The organism is Arthrobacter sp. BL-252-APC-1A (assembly GCF_009696625.1).
In the GTDB taxonomy this organism is placed as follows: Bacteria; Actinomycetota; Actinomycetes; order Actinomycetales; family Micrococcaceae; genus Arthrobacter_B.
Genome location: NZ_VULS01000001.1, coordinates 382,571 through 401,773, shown reverse-complemented (window position 1 = coordinate 401,773; position 19,203 = coordinate 382,571). Strand labels below are relative to the sequence as shown.

Genomic DNA, 19,203 nt, shown 5'->3' with positions numbered 1-19,203 from the left:
TTCCCGTGTCCAATACCCCCGCTCCCGCTCCCGCAGCACGGAAGGCCGAGCTTTCCGCTGGGCCCGCCACAGGCAAGCTGGTCCGCACCCTCGCGGTGGCTACCCTGGTGGCCAACATTGCCATTGTGGTCACCGGCGGCGCCGTGCGGCTGACCGCTTCAGGGCTGGGCTGCCCCGAATGGCCGCTGTGCACGGCGGATTCGCTGGTCACGACGCCGGAAATGGGCGTTCACGGCATCATCGAGTTCGGCAACCGGCTGCTGACGTTTGTCCTGGCCGCGATTGCATTTGGCATGCTTGCTTCAGTGTGGAAGGCGCGGTCCACGCGCCCGGACCTGCTGTGGCTTTCCGCGGCGGCCCTGGCCGGCATCCCGGCCCAGGCCTTCATTGGCGGCATTACGGTGTGGACCGACCTGAACCCCTGGGTGGTCGGCCTGCACTTCATTGTTTCGATGGTCATTATCAGCGTGGCTGTAGTGCTGGTGAACCGGGCGTGGCTGACAAGCGGACAGCTTGCCGAGGGCAACGCACCACTGGCTGACCGCCCCCTGCGTCCGCTGGTCTGGGCGATCGGCGTGCTGACGGCGATTACCGTCGTGCTCGGGGTCATGGTGACCGGTTCCGGCCCGCATGCCGGTGACCACGGTGCTGCCCGCAACGGCCTGGATCCGGACTTCATTACCCGTCTCCACGTTGTCCCGGTCTACCTGCTGGTCTTCGCCACGGCCGTGGCGCTGTACCTGGTTTACCGACGTACCGCGGATGTCCGGCTGCGGCGTTCCCTGGTGGTCTTCGCCGTCGTTGTTCTGGCCCAGGCAGTGATCGGCTATGTACAGCATTTTCTCCACCTGCCGATCGTCCTGGTGGCACTGCACATGCTGGGAGCCTCGCTGCTCACCGGTGCTGCGGCCTACGTTGTGTACACGGCGCTCTCGCACAAGGTGCCGGGTGCGGTCTATGCGTCTTCGGAGGCAAGGGACTAGTTACGCAGTCGCCGCCGAATCCCGCGAAACCCCTGGTTTCGCGGGATTCGCTCGTTAAGGTGACCCTCGGCCCGGGTAGATTGTCTGGAAAACTCCGGAGGGTCACCCATGAATACAAGATCTGCGGGCATTGCCGGCGCGATGCTTATCGCCCTGCTGGCACAAACCGCCTATACGGCAAACCTGGATTCGACCGGAGATGACCTGTCACCGCCCGTCGAGACGGCTGCAGCGCTGTGGGAGTTTGAGCCAAACGCATACGTCTCTGAAGCACTCGATTTTATCGAGGCCAATGGGCTCTATCTCGAAGACATCGATTGGCCTGCGGTCAGGGAGCGGGCTCTTGAACAGACCGCCGGCGCCAAATCTCCGGATGAAACCTACCCGGCGCTAAAGGAAGTTATTGATCTGGCAGGAGGCAGGCACAGCGCACTGAGGGAGCCGACCCCGAATCCCCCGGGGTACAGCTTCATTCACACTCCTGAAGCCGAACTGCTCGGTGACGGTGTGGCGGTCCTCAACATACCGGCGTTCAGATCACCCCGGCCGGAACACATTGAAGAGTATGCCGAAGCGGGGTGGGATGAGATAGCAAGGCTCTCCGCCGAAACGCAATGCGGCTGGATCGTCGATGTGAGGGAGAACTACGGCGGAAATATGCTGCCCATGATTAGCGCCGTCACACCGCTTCTCCCCGAAGGCACACTGATGCAGTTTATTGATCGGGACGGAAACAGTTCGGCGGTCGCAGCCAGGGACGGGGGGATTTTTCAGAATGGTGAATACCAGGCGGGCGCCTCCAGCCGGGCCGCAGATATGAGCCACCTGCCGGTCGCCGTCCTTCAGTCAGGTTCGACAGCAGGTTCGGCAGAGGCTGTCGTTATCACTTTCATGTCCCGAGACGGAGTCAGGACGTTCGGAGCGGATACAGCAGGACTGTCAACCGGAAACGTGACGAAGACTATGCCTGACGGTGCGGTTCTCCGGGTCACCCGCGCCTACATGGCCAACAGCTCCGGGGTACCCGCAGACGGTGCTCTTCCGGTACATACAGCCTCCGATGACCCGCTGTCCGCGGCCACCGAGTGGCTCAGGGAAACCTGTGAGATGGTTCGCGCTAGCAGAGCTGCTAGAGAAGCGGTCCGCCGACGAAGGGATCGACGGCCAGCGCCACGAAGAGGATGGTGAGGTAGCTGATCGAACCGTGGAAGACCTTCATGGCCGTCTTGTCCGTGACCTCGCCCCGCTGGGCCCGGGCGTGGAGGCGATGGGTTTCTGCAAGGAACCATGCGCCGCTGAGGACGGCTCCGGCGGTGTAGACCCAGCCGGCACCGCCAACCGGAATCAGGAGCAGCGAGCAGACGACCGTGGCGTAGGCGTACAGGACAACCTGCACGGAGACCACCTTCGCACCGGCAACGGCTCCGAGCATGGGAACCGAGGCGTTGCGGTAGTCCTCGCCGTACTTCATGGACAGCGGCCAGTAGTGCGGAGGCGTCCAGAGGAAGATCACCATAAAGAGGATCACGGCAGGCCACTCGACGGTGTTCGTCACGGCGGCCCAGGCGATCAGCACAGGCATGCAGCCGGCTGCTCCGCCCCAGACAATGTTCTGGGTGGTTCGGCGCTTGAGGATCAGAGTGTAGAACACCACGTAGAGCAGGATCGCGCCGAGACCCAGGAGGCCGGTGAGCGGATTGGCACCGAACCAGAGCAGGGCAATCGAGACGATTCCAAGCGTCCAGCCGAATACCAGGGCTTCGCGCGGGCTGACCTCACCCGTAACCAGCGGGCGCTTTTCGGTCCGGCGCATCAGCCGGTCCATGTCCCTGTCGATGTAGCAGTTAAAAACACCGGCACTGGCTGCTGCCAGGGCGCCGCCGACCATGGTTGACACCATGAGCCAGACCGAGGGAACTCCGCCCTGCGCAAAGAACATGGTGGGAAGGGTGGTGACCAGAAGAAGTTCGATCACGCGCGGCTTCGTGAGGGCCACATAGGCCCGAAGCTTACGTCCCACGCTCATTTTTCCGGTGTATACCGGAACCTCGGCGGGGGCATGCTGCGTACTCACGAAACGATCACTCAGTCCTGTCTGGAATCCTGTCTGGGCCGTAAAAGTCCACGCTCATCATAACCTCTATCCCCTGTAGAAAACGAAGCAGGTACCCGCCCCGGAGGCGTTCTGCACGGGCATTGGGATGCTGTGGCCCCCGCGCACCCCTTTTTCCCCAGTGAATGCGGGACACGATACGCCAATTGGCCGGGCCTTCGGGATAAGGTTGAAGCGGACATTGGCCCCGTGCGCAAACATTGCCGTGGGAGGCTGGCTGACCTGCCGGTTTGCCGGGGGCCGACGGCCCGCTGGAACAAGCAGGGCCTCGCCTGTGTTCCGTTAGAAACACCGCAAGATCCGGTTGGAGCGGCAGAAGCCGCTTCCGGTGCCTAATGCACCGGTGATCCGTAGAGAGAGGGGCCCGGTAAACGTGCCACATTTGGAAGAGCAGAACCTGACCTGGAGCGAGACGGACAGCAAGGCAGTAGACACTGTCCGCGTCCTGGCCGCCGACGCCGTTGAGAAGGTCGGCAACGGGCATCCCGGAACCGCCATGAGCCTGGCTCCGGCAGCTTATCTGCTGTTCCAGAAAGTCATGCGCCACGATCCCGCGGATCCGCACTGGCTTGGACGCGACCGTTTCGTCCTCTCCCCCGGACACACGTCGCTGACCCTTTACATCCAGCTCTTCCTGTCCGGTTACGGACTTGAGCTCGATGACCTGAAGGCCCTGCGTACCTGGGGCTCCAAGACTCCGGGCCACCCCGAGTACCGCCACACCGACGGCGTTGAAATCACCACCGGGCCGCTGGGCCAGGGGCTGGCCTCCGCAGTTGGCTTCGCGTTCGCGCAGCGCCGCCTCCGCGGAATGTTCGACGCCGATGCCCCCGCAGGCTCCAGCCCCTTCGACCACACCATCTGGGTCATTGCCTCCGACGGTGACCTGCAGGAAGGCGTGACGGCTGAGGCTTCCTCGCTGGCCGGGCACCAGGAACTGGGCAACCTTGTGGTGATCTACGACGAGAACCACATCTCCATTGAGGACGACACGGACATCGCCTTCACCGAGGACGTCCTCAAGCGATACGAAGCCTACGGCTGGCACACCCAGCGCGTTGACTGGACTGCAGGCGGGGAATACCGCGAAGACGTCAACGGCCTCTACGACGCTCTTGCCGCGGCCAAGGCCGAGACGAACCGGCCCTCGATCATCTCCTTGCGCACCATCATCGGCTGGCCAGCCCCGAACAAGCAGAACACCGGCAAGATCCACGGTTCGGCACTCGGCCGGGACGAGGTCGCTGCGCTGAAGGAAACCCTGGGCTTTGATCCGGAAAAGACCTTCGACGTCGATCCCGACGTACTGGCCCACGCCCGTGAGGTCCGTTCCCGCGGCGCAGAAGAGCACGCGCTCTGGAATGATTCCTTCGCCGCCTGGCAGGAGTCGAACCCGGAAGGCGCCGCCCTGCTGGAGCGCATCCAGGCAGGCAAGCTGCCCGCAGGCTGGGAAGAATCCCTGCCTGCCTTCGAAGCCGGCAAGGACGTTTCCACCCGCGCCGCCTCCGGCAAGGTGCTCAGCGCCATCGGCCCGGTTCTTCCGGAGCTGTGGGGCGGATCGGCAGACCTTGCCGAGTCCAACAACACCACCATTGAGGGTGCGGAGTCATTCGTACCTGCCGGACGGCAGACCGCGGCATGGTCCGGCGGTCCGTACGGCCGGGTCCTGCACTTCGGTATCCGTGAACACGCCGCAGCTGCGATCGTCAACGGCATCACCATGTCCAGCAACACCCGCGCCTTCTCCGGCACGTTCCTGATCTTCAGCGACTACCAGCGCCCCGCGGTCCGCCTCGGCGCGCTGATGGGTGTGCCCTCCATCTACGTGTGGACGCACGACTCGATTGGCCTTGGCGAAGACGGACCGACCCACCAGCCGGTGGAGCAGCTCGCGTCCCTCCGCGCCATCCCGGGGCTCGACGTCGTCCGTCCTGCGGATGCAAACGAGGTGGCCGTTGCCTGGCGCACCATCCTGGAGAACACTGAAAACCCGGCAGGCATTGTGCTGACCCGGCAGAATGTTCCCACCTGGGAGCGCGGCACCGGAGCGGCAGACGCCGGTTCCTTCGGTGCAGCCGACGGCGCAGCCCGCGGCGGGTACGTACTGGCCGAAGCCGTGCGCGGCGGCGAGACCGTGACCCCGGACGTCATCCTGATTGGAACCGGCTCCGAGGTACAGCTGGCCGTCCAGGCCCGCGAAGCACTGGCGGCCGAAGGCATTGCCGCCCGCGTCGTTTCCATGCCCAGCGTCGAGTGGTTCAACCGCCAGGACGCTGAGTACCGCGAGTCCGTCCTGCCGCGTTCGGTCAAGGCCCGGGTGTCGGTGGAAGCCGGTATCGCCCAGGGCTGGCGCGAATTCGTCGGTGACGACGGCCGCATGGTTTCCCTGGAACACTTCGGCGCTTCAGCCGACTACAAGACTCTGTTCAATGAGTTCGGCATCACTGCCGACGCCGTTGCCCAGGCAGCCCGGGACTCCCTGGCAGCCGTGCACGGCCATGACGCAGCCCCCGCAGGCACGCCTGCAGCACCTTCCGGCGCCGCCTCCACCGAGACCGGCGACCAGAAGTAACCGCGAAAGCAAGGAGAACACCAATGTCTTCCACCCCCACCGCCGCCCTTTCCGAAGCCGGCGTATCCATCTGGCTCGACGACCTGTCCCGTGAACGCATCACCTCCGGTTCCCTAAAGGACCTCATCACCGCCCGCAACGTCGTCGGCGTCACCACCAACCCGAGCATCTTCGCGGCTGCCCTGGCCAACGGCGAGTCCTACGCGACCCAGGTTGAGCAGCTCGCTGCCAGCGGAGCCGACGTGGACAAGGCCGTCTTCGAGATCACCACCGACGACGTCATCCAGGCCTGCGATGTCTTCGCCCCCGTGGCGGAAGCTACCGGCGGCGTCGACGGCCGGGTTTCAATCGAAGTTGACCCCCGCCTGTCCCGCGACACCCAGGGCACCATCAACGAGGCCAAGGAACTCTTCGACAAAGTTGGCCGCAGCAATGTCCTGATCAAGATCCCGGCAACTGAGGAGGGCCTCCCGGCCATCACCGCAGTCCTGGCCGAAGGCATCAGCGTCAACGTCACCCTGATCTTCTCGCTCCAGCGCTACCGCGAGGTCATCAACGCGTTCATGGCCGGCATCGAGCAGGCCCGCGAGAACGGCCACGATCTCTCCAAGATCCACTCCGTTGCCTCCTTCTTCGTCTCCCGTGTCGACTCTGAGATCGACAAGCGCCTCGACGCCGTCGGGACGGACGCCGCGAAGGCACTGAAGGGCAAGGCCGGCCTGGCCAACGCCCGTCTTGCCTACCAGGTCTTTGAGGAGTCCTTCGCAACCGAACGCTGGCAGGTCCTGGCTGCGGCCGGAGCCAATGCGCAGCGTCCGCTCTGGGCCTCCACCGGCGTCAAGGATCCGGCGCTGCCGGACACCCTCTACGTCACCGAGCTGGTGGCAGCCGGCGTTGTGAACACCATGCCGGAGAAGACCCTGGAAGCCACTGCGGACCACGGCAGGATCACCGGAGACACCATCACCGGGACATACGCCGAATCCGCTGCCGTCCTCGATGACCTGGACGCAGCAGGCGTTGACTACAACGACGTCGTAGCCGTCCTTGAAACCGAGGGCCTGGATAAGTTCGTGGTTTCCTGGGGCGAACTGCTGGAAACCGTAACCGCCGCACTGGAAAACGCACGGAAGGCCTAGCACCCATGACGACCCTGTCCTTTGAAGCAGCCGGAGCCGCCCGCGAAGCCGTGGAGGCCCACGTCCCTGCGCTGGTCCGGGACGAGGTAGCCACCAGGCTCCTCGCCCAGGACCCCACGCTGTGGGGGCCGGACGCTGAAGCTGAAGCTTCGATCCGGCTCGGCTGGCTGAATCCGGCGCCAAGCTCCCGGCCGCTTCTGGGACACATCCGGGAACTCCGTGAGGAACTCGCCGCCGAAGGCGTGGACCGCGTGGTCCTGGCCGGCATGGGCGGTTCCTCGCTTGCCCCGGAGGTCATCACCCGAACTGCAGGCGTGAGCCTGACGGTTCTTGATTCCACTGACCCCGACTCGGTTGCTGCCGCCCTCGCGGAGGACCTCGCGTCCACCGTGCTGGTGGTCTCTTCCAAGTCGGGGTCCACAGTGGAAACAGACTCCCAGCGGCGTGCCTTCGAGGACGCTTTCACGACGGCGGGGATCGACGCGAAGTCGCGCATCGTCGTCGTCACCGACCCCGGATCGCCGCTTGATGCGGCAGCCCGGGAGGCCGGCTACCGTGCCGTGTTCAATGCAGACCCGAACGTGGGCGGCCGCTATTCGGCACTCACGGCCTTTGGCCTGGTTCCCTCCGGCCTCGCCGGGGCGGACATTGAAGGGCTGCTTGATGCAGCCGAAGACACGGCCGAAATCCTCAGCGACAACGCGGAGGACAACATCGGACTCGCCCTGGGTGCTGCCCTGGGCGGAACCAATCCGCTGCGGAACAAGATCGTGATCGTCGATGAGGAATCCGGACTTGCGGGTTTCCCTGACTGGGCCGAGCAGCTCATTGCGGAGTCCACCGGCAAGCTGCAGACGGGCATCCTGCCGGTCGTAGCCGAACCCGGTGCGCCGGAAACCCTGAGCGGCGCACCTGACGTCCTGGTGGTACGGATTGTTTCACCCGACTCCGAAGCACTCCCGGAAGGTGACCAGGTGGTCGTTTCCGGCAGCCTTGGCGCCCAGATGATGCTCTGGGAGTACGCGACCGCAGTTGCTGGCCGGCTCCTGGGCATCAACCCCTTCGACCAGCCGGACGTCGAAGCGGCCAAAAAGGCAGCCCGCGGCCTCCTTGACGCCCAGCCGGAGCCGGTAGCGGCGTCCTTCGTTGACGGATCTGTCGAGGTCCGCGGCGAGGAAGCCCTGCTGGGTGATACCCACACCCTCACTGGTGCGCTGCAGGCGCTCCTTGGCCAGCTTGGCGGGGACGGCTACCTCAGCGTGCAGGCTTACCTGGACCGGGCCAAGCAGACGGAACTGGAAAAGATCCGTCCCGAACTGGCCCAGGCAACTGGCCGCCCCGTCACTTTCGGCTGGGGGCCGCGGTTCCTGCACTCCACCGGACAGTTCCACAAGGGCGGTCCAGCCCAGGGCGTGTACCTTCAGATCACCGGCACCCCCGCCGGAGACCAGGCCATCCCCGGCCGTCCGTTTACCTTTGGCGAGCTCATCGCGGCGCAGGCAGCAGGCGACGCACAGGTTCTGGCGGATCACGGCCGGCCTGTCCTCCGGCTGAACCTGCTCAACCGGGACGCCGGAGTGGCACAGCTGGCCGCTGCAATCCAGGATCTGGGTGGTAAGTAGCCGATGTTCCATAAGGAAGAGACCGGTTCCGCTTCTCCGTTAAGGGACCCCCGCGACCGGCGCCTCAGCCGGATCGCGGGGCCGTCCTCGCTGGTTATCTTCGGCGTGACCGGTGACCTGGCCCGCAAGAAACTCATTCCTGCCGTGTACGACCTCGCCAACCGGGGACTGCTTCCGCCCAGTTTTTCGCTCGTTGGTTTTGGGCGCCGGGAATGGAGCGACTCGGACTTCGCCGGCTACGTCAAGGAAGCCGTGCAGGAGGGGTCCCGCACGGACTTCAGCGAAAACGTCTGGGAACAGCTGGTTGAAGGCATCCGCTTTGTCCAGGGCGGTTTCGACGACCACAAGGCATTCGACACACTGCGCAGCACGCTTCAGGACCTGGATGAAAAGCGCGGTACGCGCGGCAACGTGGCGTTCTACCTTTCGGTACCGCCCAAGAGCTTCGAACAGGTCTGCCAGCAGCTTTCAAGCCACGGCCTCGCGGATTCGTCCGGCGGCAGCTGGCGGCGGGTGGTCATCGAGAAACCGTTCGGCCACGACCTGCAGTCGGCCCGCGACCTCAACCACGTTGTCGAGTCCGTGTTCCCTGCCGATTCCGTCTTCCGGATAGACCACTATCTCGGCAAGGAAACGGTCCAGAACATCCTGGCACTTCGCTTCGCCAACCAGTTGTTCGAACCCATCTGGAACGCGAACTACGTTGACCACGTCCAGATCACGATGGCTGAAGACATCGGCATCGGCGGCAGGGCCGGTTATTACGACGGCGTTGGCGCGGCACGCGATGTCATCCAGAACCACCTGCTCCAGCTCCTGGCCCTGACCGCCATGGAAGAGCCGATCTCCTTCAACGCCGGGCATTTGCGTGCGGAGAAGGAGAAGGTCCTGGCCGCGGTCCGGCTGCCCCAGGACCTTTCCCGGCATTCCGCCCGGGGACAGTACACCGGCGGATGGCAGGGCGGTGAGAAGGTCACCGGGTTTCTGGAGGAAGAAGGATTCAACCCTGAATCCAGGACTGAGACCTTCGCTGCCGTGCGCCTGGACATCAATACGCGCCGGTGGGCAGGGGTTCCCTTCTACCTGCGGGCAGGCAAACGTCTGGGCCGCAGGGTCACGGAAATCGCCGTCGTCTTCAAGCGCGCTCCGAATCTCTTGTTCCGCGACCACGCGGAGGACGACTTCGGCCAGAACGCCGTAGTGATCCGTGTCCAGCCAGATGAGGGCGCAACGATTCGTTTCGGTTCAAAGGTGCCCGGGACCCAGATGGAAGTGCGGGATGTGTCGATGGACTTCGGCTATGGCCATTCCTTCACCGAATCCAGTCCCGAGGCATACGAACGCCTGATCCTGGACGTACTGCTGGGTGAGCCGCCGCTGTTCCCCCGGCACCAGGAAGTGGAGCTCTCCTGGAAAATCGTAGACCCCTTTGAAGAGTATTGGGCCTCCCTCGATGAACAGCCTGAACCCTATGCCCCGGGCAGCTGGGGACCCGCTTCTGCCGACGAACTGCTTGCCCGCGACGGAAGGACCTGGAGAAGGCCGTGATAGTTGACCTGCCGGACACCACCACCTCGAAGGTGTCCAAGAAGATCGTCGGTATGCGGGACAAGGGCGGTGTGGTTGCCCTGGGCCGTGTGCTGACACTGGTCGTGGTGACGGAGCCGGACTACGTCGAAGAAGCCATCGAGGCCGCCAACGATGCCAGCCGCGAACACCCCTGCCGCGTGATCGTACTTGCCGCCGGATCCCCGGATGAACCGTCCCGCCTCGACGCACAGATCCGCGTGGGGGGCGACGCCGGCGCGTCGGATGTGATCCTGCTGTACGGCTACGGCGAGCTGGCTGCCGAAAGTGAGTCCCTGGTTTCGGCGCTGCTCCTGCCCGACGCACCGATTGTTGTCTGGTGGCCGCACGGGCTTCCGCATTCGGCCGCCTCCACCCCGCTTGGGCGCATTGCCCACCGCCGGATTACCGACGCCGCCAACGAACCAGACCCCAAGCAGGCCCTGCTGGACCTCAGCAAGACCTATGCGGATGGAGACACGGACCTCAGCTGGACCCGGCTGACACACTGGCGAATCCAGCTGGCGGCTGTGCTCGAGCAGAACGGTGCAGACGGTATCCAGTCGATCGTGGTGGAGGGTGCCTCTGATTCCGCCAGCACGTTCCTGCTCGCTGCGTGGCTTAAGCATGCCCTCAAGGTGCCCGTCGAGATTATTGAAGATCCGGCAGGCGCCGGGATCCGCAGGGTCCGCATAGAGCGGGACGGCGGAGACCTTGAACTTCGCCGCCCAGAGGGCAGTACTGCATACCTGACCCAGCCGGGCCAGCCTGAACAGCGGATCGCCCTGCCGCTGCGTGGCCTGCACGAGTGCCTTGCAGAAGAGCTGCGGCGGCTGGACCCTGACGAAGTATTCGGAGAAGTACTAACCCAGGGGCTGGCCGCGTGCCTGGCTCCGGAAGGGACCACCGCATGAGGCACTCCCCCAAAGGCGTGACCATCCACCCGGATTTTGATGCGCTGGTTTCGGCCACCGCGGGACGGCTGATCACGAAACTCATCGACGTACAGAGCCGTCGGGGCGAGGCAACGGTTGTGCTCACCGGAGGCAGCGCCGGGGTGGCTGTCCTTGCATCGGTTGCCGCTGCACCGGCGCGGACGGCAGTTGACTGGAAGCGAGTCAACTTCTGGTGGGGAGACGAGCGTTTCGTAGCTCCCGATTCGCCCGACCGGAACGCACTGGCGGCGCAGAAAGCCTTTCTCCTGCCCCTGGGCGCGGACCAGGACCGTGTGCACGAGGTGCCCTCGACGGCAGAAGCTGCCACGGTCGAAGAGGCTGCTGAAATCTATGCCGCTGAGCTGGAGCTGGCGGCGCAGAGCGAGGTACTGGCCGACGGATTTACTGAAGCGGATCCCCGTTTGCCCCGCTTTGATGTTCTGCTGCTTGGCGTCGGTCATGATGCCCATGTTGCCTCACTCTTCCCTGAGATGGCGGGTATCCGCACTACGGGACAGACAACGGTAGCGGTTCGCAACTCCCCCAAGCCTCCGCCTGAGCGGGTCTCGCTGACGCTCGAAGCCATCAACTCGGCCGAGGAAGTCTGGCTGACGGTTGCCGGGGAAGACAAGGCCGGCGCTGTTGGCCTGGCACTGGCCGGTGCCGGTCCCGTTCAGGTTCCTGCAGCGGGACCGCGCGGACAGCAAAAGACCCGCTGGCTCATCGATCAGGCCGCTGCCTCGCAGCTGCCTGACCGGCTGCTCGAAGCCGGGGACCACGAGTCCTAGGACCGCGGTCTAATTCAAGGCTTACAACATAAAAGGATGGCCCCGGACAAAAGTCCGGGGCCATCCTTTTATGTTGTAAGCGTTTTGTCTGCCCGGGGATCCTACGATTCGCCGGAGAAACGCTGGATCAGGCCCAGGGCGACAATGATCAGGCCCCAGGAGACGCCGAGGATAACGGTGAAGCGGTTGAGGTTCTTTTCAGCGACGCCGGAAGAACCCATGCTCGTGCTCATGCCGCCGCCGAACATATCTGACATGCCGCCGCCACGTCCCTTGTGCAGGAGAATCAGGAGGGTCAGCAGCAGACTGCTGATCCCAAGCAGGACAAGCAGGATGATCTTCAGAATTTCCACTTACGGCCTTTCACGGGTGACACATCAGATTGGAGACCTTGCCGCTGAGCAGGTCAGTCGGTCACCAGATGTTCTTCAAACCTGACAATATTAGCAAATTCGGATACATCCAAACTCGCCCCGCCGACCAGCACGCCATCGACGTCCCGCTCCTTGAGGATGCTGGCGGCATTCGCGGCTTTCACCGAACCGCCGTACAGCAGGCGCACCTTCGCCGCCACGGCGTCGTCGTAAAGATCCGCAAGCTCATCCCTGATGGTGCTGCACATTTCCTGTGCATCCTCCGGTCCGGCGACCTCACCGGTGCCGATGGCCCAGACCGGCTCGTAGGCGATCACGATCTTGGACACTTCCTCGGCGGAGAGGCCCACCAGATCGTTCCGGACCTGTTCCAGGGTGTGAAGCAGGTGGTTCCCTGCCTGCCGTTCAGCCAGGCCCTCGCCCACGCAGAGAACCGGCACAAGACCGTTGCGGAGGGCGGCCTTCAGCTTTGCGTTGAGGAGTTCGTCGGACTCTCCGTGCACGCTGCGGCGCTCACTGTGCCCAACCAGGACATAGCTGCAGCCGAGCTTGGAAAGGAACTGTCCGGAAATGTCGCCCGTGTACGCTCCGGAGTCTTCCGGGGAAAGGTCCTGGGCGCCGTAGCCTATCTTGAGCTTGTCGCCCTGGACGAGGGTCTGGGTGCTGCGCAGGTCAGTGAACGGCGGGAACACGACAACCTCGACACGGCCGTAATCATGCCGGGCGTCGCTGAGGGTCCACGCCAGCTTCTGCAGCAGCGTGATGCCCTGGACGTGGTCCATGTTCATTTTCCAGTTGCCCGCGATCAGCGGTGTGCGGTCGTACTTGCCGTTGGTCGAGCTGGTCATCTCTGCTCCGGTTTCGTTGTGGTTTTGTATTCGGTGCTGCGGACACGGGAACGGGCCCGCCGGAGGTAGTCCGGCGGGCCCGTGCGCAGCCTACTTGTCGAGGACGGCGATTCCCGGAAGTTCCTTGCCTTCAAGGTACTCCAGGCTGGCCCCGCCGCCCGTGGAGATGTGCGAGAAGTCGCTGTCGGAGAACCCCAGCTTGCGTACGGCTGCAGCAGAGTCGCCTCCACCCACCACCGTCAGGCCGGAGCACTCCTTCAGGCCCTCTGCAACTGCCCGCGTGCCGCCGGCAAAGGCATCGAATTCAAAGACACCCATGGGACCGTTCCAGAAGACCGTGGCGCCGGAGCGGATACGGTCCGCAAAAGCTGCCCCCGAGGCCGGACCAATGTCCAGGCCAATGCCTGAGGCACCAAACCGGCTGTCCTCCATGGCGTCCGCCGAAACCACTTCATGGTCCGCGTCGGCCGCGAATTTGTCCGCCACCACAATGTCCGTCGGGAGGATGAACTCGCAGCCGGCTTCCCTGGCCCGGGACAGGTAGTCCTTGACGGTGTCGATCTGGTCTTCCTCAAGCAGGGAAGCACCCACCTTGTGGCCCTGCGCTGCGAGGAAGGTGAAGACCATCCCGCCGCCGACCAGGAGGTAGTCTGCCCGCGTCATGAGGTTCTCGATGACTGCCAGCTTGTCCGAGACCTTCGAACCGCCCAGGACCACCACGTACGGCTTGGCAGGATCCTTTGTGAGGCGGGAAAGGACCTCGAGTTCGCTGCGGACAAGGTTGCCTTCGTAGGCTGGCAGGACTTCCGCGATGTCGTAAACGCTGGCGTGCCTGCGGTGCACTGCGCCGAAAGCATCGTCAACGAACGCGCCGCTGCCGCCGGTAAGGCCGGCAAGTTCCCGCGCGAGCTCCATTCGCTGGGAATCGTCCTTGGACGTCTCCCTCGGATCAAACCGGATGTTCTGCAGGACCAGCACACTGCCGGACGCCAGCGAGCCCGCCAGTTCCTTGGCGCTGGTGCCCACAACGTCCTCGGCGAACTCCACGGCAAAGGGGGCGAGCTCGTCCAGCCGGTCCGCAGCGGGGCGGAGGTTGTACTTCTCGTCCGGCTTGCCCTTGGGCCGGCCCAGGTGTGCCATGACGATTACCTTGGCGCCATGCTCCACCAGCAGCTGCAGCGTCGGAATCGAGGCGCGGATCCGGCCGTCGTCGGCAACCTTTCCGTCGTCCAGCGGAACGTTGAGGTCGGAGCGGACCAGAACGTACCTGTTGTCAACGCCGTCGCTGATCAGTTCGTCAAGTGTCTTAATTGTCATGTCAACCTTTGTTTCGTTGCCGTACGGGCGGGGGTCCTAGAGCTTGGAAGCTACCAGCGAGGTGAGGTCCACCAGACGGCAGGAGTAGCCCCATTCGTTGTCGTACCAGCCGACTACCTTGACCTCGTTGCCCATGACCCTGGTCAGCGGGGCATCAAAGATGCAGGATGCGGGGTCCGTCACGATGTCAGAGGAGACGATCGGTTCGTCGGAGTAGCGAAGGTAACCGTTCAGGTTGCCTTCGGCCGCGGCCTTGTAGGCTTCCTGGATCTGTTCCACGCTCGCTTCCTTCGCGAGGGTGACCGTCAGGTCGGTAACGGAGCCCGTGGGTACCGGGACGCGGAGGGCGAACCCGTCGAGCTTGCCGTCAAGTTCGGGGATTACCAGGCCGATTGCCTTGGCTGCGCCGGTGGTGGTGGGAACAATGTTCAGTGCAGCGGCGCGGGCCCGGCGCAGATCGCGGTGCGGTCCGTCCTGCAGGTTCTGGTCTGCCGTGTAGGCGTGCACCGTAGTCATCAGGCCGCGTTCGATACCGAATGCATCGTTGATGACCTTAGCCAGGGGCGCCAGGCAGTTGGTGGTGCAGGAGGCGTTCGAAATGATGGTGTCATTGGCCGGATCGTATTCGCTGTCGTTGACACCCATGACGATCGTGCGGTCCGCGCCCTTGCCGGGTGCCGAGATGAGCACCTTCTTCGCTCCGGCATCGATGTGCTTGCGGGCGTCGTCGGCCTTGGTGAAGAACCCGGTCGACTCAATAACAATGTCGACTCCCAGATCCTTCCAGGGAAGCTGGGCCGGATCGCGTTCTGCCAGGACGCGGATCGTTTTGCCGCCGACCACCAGGTTGCCGTCCTGGACCTCCACGCTGGCGCCGATGCGGCCGGTAACCGAGTCATACTTCAGCAGGTGGGCAAGGGTCTCAGGGCTTGTCAGGTCGTTAACCGCAACAATGTCCAAATCCGCGTTCTGCTCGAGTGCTGCCCGGAAGTAGTTGCGTCCGATACGCCCGAATCCGTTGATTCCAACACGAGTAGTCACTTTTGTTCTCTCCTTGATAGCGGGTCGTTCGAGAATCAGTGACCTCAGTGGGGAAAGGCCACTTCAGTTGACTTCGCAGGAGCGGCGCGTCCCGGACCTGCTTCAGCGCACGGATTGCCGGTCGGGCACCACGTGAGCCGTTGCTTCATCTTACGCGCAGGTGCCGCCGGAGTGTGACCGGCGGCACCTGATAATTGCTGTGCTGGACGCAATTAAGACGTGTTAGGCGGGCAGCACCAGCTGCGTGGCGCCGGCGCGTGCAGCGTCGAAGCGGGCCGCGACGTCGGCCCAGTTGACGATGTTCCAGAACGCCTTCACGTAGTCAGCCTTCACGTTGACGTAGTCCAGGTAGAAGGCGTGCTCCCACATGTCCAGCATCAGCAGCGGGATGGTGCCTACGGGGATGTTGCCCTGCTGATCGTAGAGCTGCTCGATGACAAGGTTGCCGCCCAGCGGCTCGTAGGCCAGGATTGCCCAGCCCGATCCCTGGAGGGAGTTGGCTGCTGCGGTGAACTGGCCGCGGAAGGCATCGAAGGATCCGAAGAAGTCGTCGATGGCTGCTGCGAGCTCGCCTACGGGCTTGTCGCCGCCCTCAGGAGAGAGGTTGTTCCAGAAGATGGAGTGGTTCGTGTGTCCGCCGAGGTGGAACGCGAGGTCCTTGGAGAGCTTGGGGATGTTCCCGAACTCGCCCTTTTCCCGGGCTTCGGCCATCTGTGCCAGTGCGGTGTTGGCGCCGGCTACGTAGGTGGCGTGGTGCTTGTCATGGTGGAGTTCCATGATGCGTGCCGAGATGTGGGGCTCGAGGGCTGCGTAGTCGTACGGCAGTTCCGGCAGTGTGTATTCGTTCACGAAAATCCTCCGTTGATTGTCGGATCCATAACTCCGGGTGGCGTGTCCATCCGGAAGCTGTCTTGTGCTGAGTAAGTCAGCACACTTAGTCCATCCTATGCAAGACGTTACTGGTCTAGCATTTCAGGGGTCACATTGGCTTCAGTGCCGGGGATACCGAGCTCAACGGCGCGCTTGTCCGCCATGGCCAGCAGGCGCCGGATCCGGCCGGCAATGGCGTCCTTGGTCATAGGCGGGTCGGCGAGGCGGCCCAGCTCATCCAGGCTGGCCTGCTTGTGCGCCACCCGCAGTTCCCCGGCATACCGCAGATGCTCGGGGACGTCTTCTCCCAGGATTTCCAGGGCACGCTCAACCCGTGCGCCGGCCGCAACCGCTGCCTGTGCGGAACGGCGGAGGTTGGCGTCGTCGAAGTTCGCCAGGCGGTTGGCCGTGGCACGGACTTCCTTGCGCATCCGGCGCTCTTCCCAAACCATAAGGGCATCGTGTGCTCCCATCCGGGTCAGGAGCGCTGCGATGGTGTCTCCGTCACGGATGACCACGCGGTCCACTCCGCGGACTTCCCGTGCCTTGGCCTGGATTCCGATCCGCCGGGCAGCACCAACGAGCGCCAGTGCGGCTTCGGGGCCGGGGCAGGTAACCTCCAGCGAGGAGGAACGCCCGGGCTCGGTCAGGGAGCCATGAACCAGGAACGCGCCGCGCCAGACTGCCTCTGCGTCAGCTGCCGAACCGTTGACGACTACCGAAGGCAGGCCGCGGACCGGCCGTCCCCGTGCATCCAGGAGCCCGGTCTGGCGGGCGAGTGACTCCCCGTCCTTGACCACGCGCACAATGTAGCGGTTTCCGCGGCGCAGGCCCGTCCCGGACACCACCACAATGTCACTGCTGTGCCCGTAGACCTCGGCGATGGCGGCGCGGAGCCGGCGTGCAGTGGAGGCAAGATCCACCTCAGCTTCGATCACGATCCGGCCCGAGATGATGTGCAGGCCTCCTGCAAAGCGCAGCATCGCTGAGACTTCGGCTTTACGAACCGAGGATTTCTTTACGCTCAGGCGCGAAAGTTCCTCTTTGACTGCAGCAGTCAGCGCCACAAAAACACTCCTAGTTTTCCCCGAAAATATCGTGATACGCGGCGGCCAGCCTCAGCGGATCATGGATCGGCCGCCGGGCCGCTGCCCCTACCTTACCGAAGACCGCCTTCGCCCCCATCTCCGCTGCCGCCTCGCCGAATGCGTCCTGGTCTTCGACGACCGCAGGATCGGCCAGCACGGCGTCGACCTTGAACCCCGGGGCATAGCGCCGGATGGCCTGCAGATGGTCGACGGCGGACATCCCCGCCGTTTCCTTCGTCTCGTTGCGCAGGTTCATGGTCAGGCAGCGCCGGGCCTTCGTGGCGCACAGCGCGTCACGCATCTGGGGCAGCAGCAGATGCGGCAGCACGGACGTGTACCACGAACCCGGACCCAGGATCACCCAGTCTGCCCGTTCAATAGCGCTGATGGCTTCGGCGCACGCGGGCGCGTCCGAGGGCAGCAGGCGGACGTTGAGAACGTTCGAGTGCGTTCCGGCCGCCGCCAGTTCCGCCTGCCCCGTTACGGTCTCGTGGCGCAGGCCAGTGTCAGTCTGGTGGAGAACATCCCCCTGGATTGTCAGCGGGTGCGTGGACATAGGCAGCACCTGCCCGCGGGCACCCAAAAGGGCACCTGCCCACTGCAGCCCGGCAACCGGGTCGCCGAGGAGTTCCCACAGGGTAACGATCAGCAGGTTTCCCAGGGCGTGGTTGTCCAGGGAGCCTTCCACGCCGGGGCGGGAACGGAAGCGGTGCTGCATGACGTCACGCCAGGTCCGTCCCCAGTCGGTATCGTCACAGAGCGCAGCCAGTGCCATCCGGAGATCGCCCGGCGGCAGCACATCCAGCTCATTCCGCAGCCTGCCCGAGGATCCTCCGTTGTCGGCAACGGTGACAACGGCGGTCAGGTCGGTGGTGAGCAGCCGCAGGGCAGACAGCGAAGCGGAAAGCCCGTGCCCTCCCCCCAGTGCCACCACGGCAGGTGACTTGGCGCCGTTCGGAGCCTTGAGGGTGGTTCCTTCCGGAAGGACCGGGATGGGGCCGGTCAGGAACCCCATCTATTCCCGTCCCAGATCTCGGTGGTGTGCGCTGACGGTGACGTGGGGAAGCTTCGCGAGGCGCTTGGCCAGCTCCTCGGTAACGGCTACCGAACGGTGCTTGCCCCCGGTGCAGCCAACGGCGATCGTCGCGTAGTGCTTGTTCTCGCGCCGGTATCCATCGATAACCGGCTCCAGGGCTTCGACGTATCTGTCGAGGAACTCCGAAGTACCGTGTGCGCCCAGGACGAAGTCACGGACATCGGCATCCTGGCCGGTGTGCGGGCGAAGCTGCGGAACCCAGTGCGGGTTGGGAATGAAGCGGACGTCGGCAACGTAGTTGGCGTCAACGGGGAGCCCGTACTTGAAACCGAAGCTCATGACGTTGATTCGCAGCACAATCGGACCCTGCTCGGTGAAAAGCTCCGTGATTGTGGTGGCCAAAGCATGCACGTTGAGCTTGGAGGTGTCGATGATGATGTCCGAAGCATCGCGCAGCTCCTTGACCACGTCCCGTTCGGCGGCAATGCCGTCCAGGATCCGCCCGTCCCCCTGAAGCGGGTGCGGCCGGCGGCCGGATTCAAAGCGCTGGACCAGGGTCTGGTCTGAGGCTTCCAGGAACAGGACACGGTAAGAGACACCGGCGGCACGAAGGTTGTTCAGGGCTTCGCGGATGTCCTGGAACAGTCCCTTGCTCCGCACGTCGATGACGACGGCGAGCTTCGGAATTGAGTGCGGCATGCGGGACACGAGTTCGGTCAGTGTGCCGAGCATCAGCGGGGGCAGGTTCTCCACCACATACCAGCCGTGGTCCTCCAGCGCGTTGGCAGCTGTGCTGCGGCCGGCACCGGACATACCGGTGACAACAAGCAGTTCGGACTCGGCAGGCTTGACGCTTCGCAGCCCGTCCACTTCAGTCATGTTTTTGTTTGTTCCTGTCGCTCGCCTGGCTC

The 19,203-nt window shown here is 64.1% G+C and carries 17 protein-coding genes; 8 read left to right on the top strand and 9 right to left on the bottom strand.

The window, feature by feature from the left end:
* The first annotated feature begins 5 nt into the window (after positions 1-5).
* Both FYJ28_RS01845 and FYJ28_RS01840 read left to right on the top strand, forming a co-directional pair.
* The gene (locus FYJ28_RS01845; RefSeq protein ID WP_326831444.1) at positions 6-983 is read left to right on the top strand and encodes a COX15/CtaA family protein; all 978 of its coding nucleotides are present in this window, start codon (positions 6-8) and stop codon (positions 981-983) included.
* A 108-nt stretch (positions 984-1,091) separates the two neighbouring features.
* A complete protein-coding gene (locus tag FYJ28_RS01840) occupies positions 1,092-2,171 on the top strand; it encodes a S41 family peptidase (RefSeq protein ID WP_154578075.1) in 1,080 nt (359 codons plus the stop codon).
* Here FYJ28_RS01840 and FYJ28_RS01835 read toward each other — a convergent pair.
* Positions 2,113-3,009 carry a heme o synthase gene (locus tag FYJ28_RS01835; protein ID WP_154578074.1) on the bottom strand — a complete coding sequence of 299 codons (897 nt, stop codon included), beginning with the start codon at positions 3,007-3,009 and terminating at the stop codon, positions 2,113-2,115. The two genes, FYJ28_RS01840 and FYJ28_RS01835, sit on opposite strands and share 59 nt — an antisense overlap.
* 469 nt (positions 3,010-3,478) lie before the next feature.
* Here FYJ28_RS01835 and tkt point away from each other — a divergent pair, with 469 nt between their 5' ends.
* From tkt to pgl, 6 genes are read left to right on the top strand one after another with little or no spacing between them, the layout of a single operon-like run.
* Positions 3,479-5,668 carry a transketolase gene (gene tkt, locus FYJ28_RS01830; protein ID WP_082413538.1) on the top strand — a complete coding sequence of 730 codons (2,190 nt, stop codon included), beginning with the start codon at positions 3,479-3,481 and terminating at the stop codon, positions 5,666-5,668.
* Between the two features lie 23 nt (positions 5,669-5,691).
* Complete coding sequence (gene tal, locus FYJ28_RS01825) at positions 5,692-6,807, top strand: transaldolase (RefSeq protein ID WP_055241171.1); 1,116 nt, start codon at positions 5,692-5,694, stop codon at positions 6,805-6,807.
* Between the two features lie 5 nt (positions 6,808-6,812).
* Entirely contained in the window at positions 6,813-8,429 is a 1,617-nt protein-coding gene (locus FYJ28_RS01820) for a glucose-6-phosphate isomerase (RefSeq protein ID WP_154578073.1), read from the top strand.
* Between the two features lie 3 nt (positions 8,430-8,432).
* The gene (gene zwf / locus FYJ28_RS01815) at positions 8,433-9,977 is read left to right on the top strand and encodes a glucose-6-phosphate dehydrogenase (RefSeq protein WP_154578072.1); all 1,545 of its coding nucleotides are present in this window, start codon (positions 8,433-8,435) and stop codon (positions 9,975-9,977) included.
* Positions 9,974-10,909 carry a glucose-6-phosphate dehydrogenase assembly protein OpcA gene (locus FYJ28_RS01810; RefSeq protein WP_326831443.1) on the top strand — a complete coding sequence of 312 codons (936 nt, stop codon included), beginning with the start codon at positions 9,974-9,976 and terminating at the stop codon, positions 10,907-10,909. The genes zwf and FYJ28_RS01810 overlap by 4 nt, the downstream gene beginning before the upstream one ends.
* On the top strand, positions 10,906-11,718 hold the full coding sequence (pgl, locus tag FYJ28_RS01805; RefSeq protein ID WP_154578071.1) for a 6-phosphogluconolactonase: 813 nt from the start codon (positions 10,906-10,908) through the stop codon (positions 11,716-11,718). The genes FYJ28_RS01810 and pgl overlap by 4 nt, the downstream gene beginning before the upstream one ends.
* Positions 11,719-11,819: 101 nt before the next feature.
* Here pgl and secG read toward each other — a convergent pair whose 3' ends face one another.
* From secG to rapZ, 8 genes are all read right to left on the bottom strand, one after another.
* Positions 11,820-12,071, bottom strand: a complete 252-nt coding sequence (gene secG, locus FYJ28_RS01800; protein WP_055241180.1) for a preprotein translocase subunit SecG — start codon at positions 12,069-12,071, stop codon at positions 11,820-11,822.
* Between the two features lie 53 nt (positions 12,072-12,124).
* Positions 12,125-12,940 carry a triose-phosphate isomerase gene (gene tpiA, locus FYJ28_RS01795; protein ID WP_154578070.1) on the bottom strand — a complete coding sequence of 272 codons (816 nt, stop codon included), beginning with the start codon at positions 12,938-12,940 and terminating at the stop codon, positions 12,125-12,127.
* 90 nt (positions 12,941-13,030) lie between these two features.
* Complete coding sequence (locus FYJ28_RS01790; RefSeq protein ID WP_154578069.1) at positions 13,031-14,257, bottom strand: phosphoglycerate kinase; 1,227 nt, start codon at positions 14,255-14,257, stop codon at positions 13,031-13,033.
* A gap of 36 nt (positions 14,258-14,293) precedes the next feature.
* Positions 14,294-15,298, bottom strand: coding sequence for a type I glyceraldehyde-3-phosphate dehydrogenase (gene gap, locus FYJ28_RS01785; RefSeq protein WP_326831442.1), 1,005 nt, complete (start codon positions 15,296-15,298; stop codon positions 14,294-14,296).
* 222 nt (positions 15,299-15,520) lie between these two features.
* The gene (locus tag FYJ28_RS01780) at positions 15,521-16,147 is read right to left on the bottom strand and encodes a superoxide dismutase (RefSeq protein WP_055241188.1); all 627 of its coding nucleotides are present in this window, start codon (positions 16,145-16,147) and stop codon (positions 15,521-15,523) included.
* 107 nt (positions 16,148-16,254) lie between these two features.
* On the bottom strand, positions 16,255-17,235 hold the full coding sequence (gene whiA, locus FYJ28_RS01775; protein WP_055241190.1) for a DNA-binding protein WhiA: 981 nt from the start codon (positions 17,233-17,235) through the stop codon (positions 16,255-16,257).
* Between the two features lie 10 nt (positions 17,236-17,245).
* Positions 17,246-18,271 carry a gluconeogenesis factor YvcK family protein gene (locus FYJ28_RS01770; protein WP_055241191.1) on the bottom strand — a complete coding sequence of 342 codons (1,026 nt, stop codon included), beginning with the start codon at positions 18,269-18,271 and terminating at the stop codon, positions 17,246-17,248.
* Positions 18,272-19,171 carry an RNase adapter RapZ gene (rapZ, locus tag FYJ28_RS01765; RefSeq protein WP_154578067.1) on the bottom strand — a complete coding sequence of 300 codons (900 nt, stop codon included), beginning with the start codon at positions 19,169-19,171 and terminating at the stop codon, positions 18,272-18,274. It abuts the gene before it with no gap.
* Positions 19,172-19,203: the final 32 nt, after the last annotated feature.

Bases quoted from the DNA above. Each gene is read 5' to 3' on its own strand.
- FYJ28_RS01770 (WP_055241191.1), bottom strand. From the start codon at position 18,271: ATGGGGTTCCTGACCGGCCCCATCCCGGTCCTTCCGGAAGGAACCACC.
- zwf (WP_154578072.1), top strand. From the start codon at position 8,433: ATGTTCCATAAGGAAGAGACCGGTTCCGCTTCTCCGTTAAGGGACCCC.
- FYJ28_RS01820 (WP_154578073.1), top strand. From the start codon at position 6,813: ATGACGACCCTGTCCTTTGAAGCAGCCGGAGCCGCCCGCGAAGCCGTG.
- tal (WP_055241171.1), top strand. From the start codon at position 5,692: ATGTCTTCCACCCCCACCGCCGCCCTTTCCGAAGCCGGCGTATCCATC.
- rapZ (WP_154578067.1), bottom strand. From the start codon at position 19,171: ATGACTGAAGTGGACGGGCTGCGAAGCGTCAAGCCTGCCGAGTCCGAA.
- pgl (WP_154578071.1), top strand. From the start codon at position 10,906: ATGAGGCACTCCCCCAAAGGCGTGACCATCCACCCGGATTTTGATGCG.
- FYJ28_RS01790 (WP_154578069.1), bottom strand. From the start codon at position 14,257: ATGACAATTAAGACACTTGACGAACTGATCAGCGACGGCGTTGACAAC.
- tpiA (WP_154578070.1), bottom strand. From the start codon at position 12,940: ATGACCAGCTCGACCAACGGCAAGTACGACCGCACACCGCTGATCGCG.
- FYJ28_RS01840 (WP_154578075.1), top strand. From the start codon at position 1,092: ATGAATACAAGATCTGCGGGCATTGCCGGCGCGATGCTTATCGCCCTG.
- FYJ28_RS01835 (WP_154578074.1), bottom strand. From the start codon at position 3,009: ATGAGCGTGGGACGTAAGCTTCGGGCCTATGTGGCCCTCACGAAGCCG.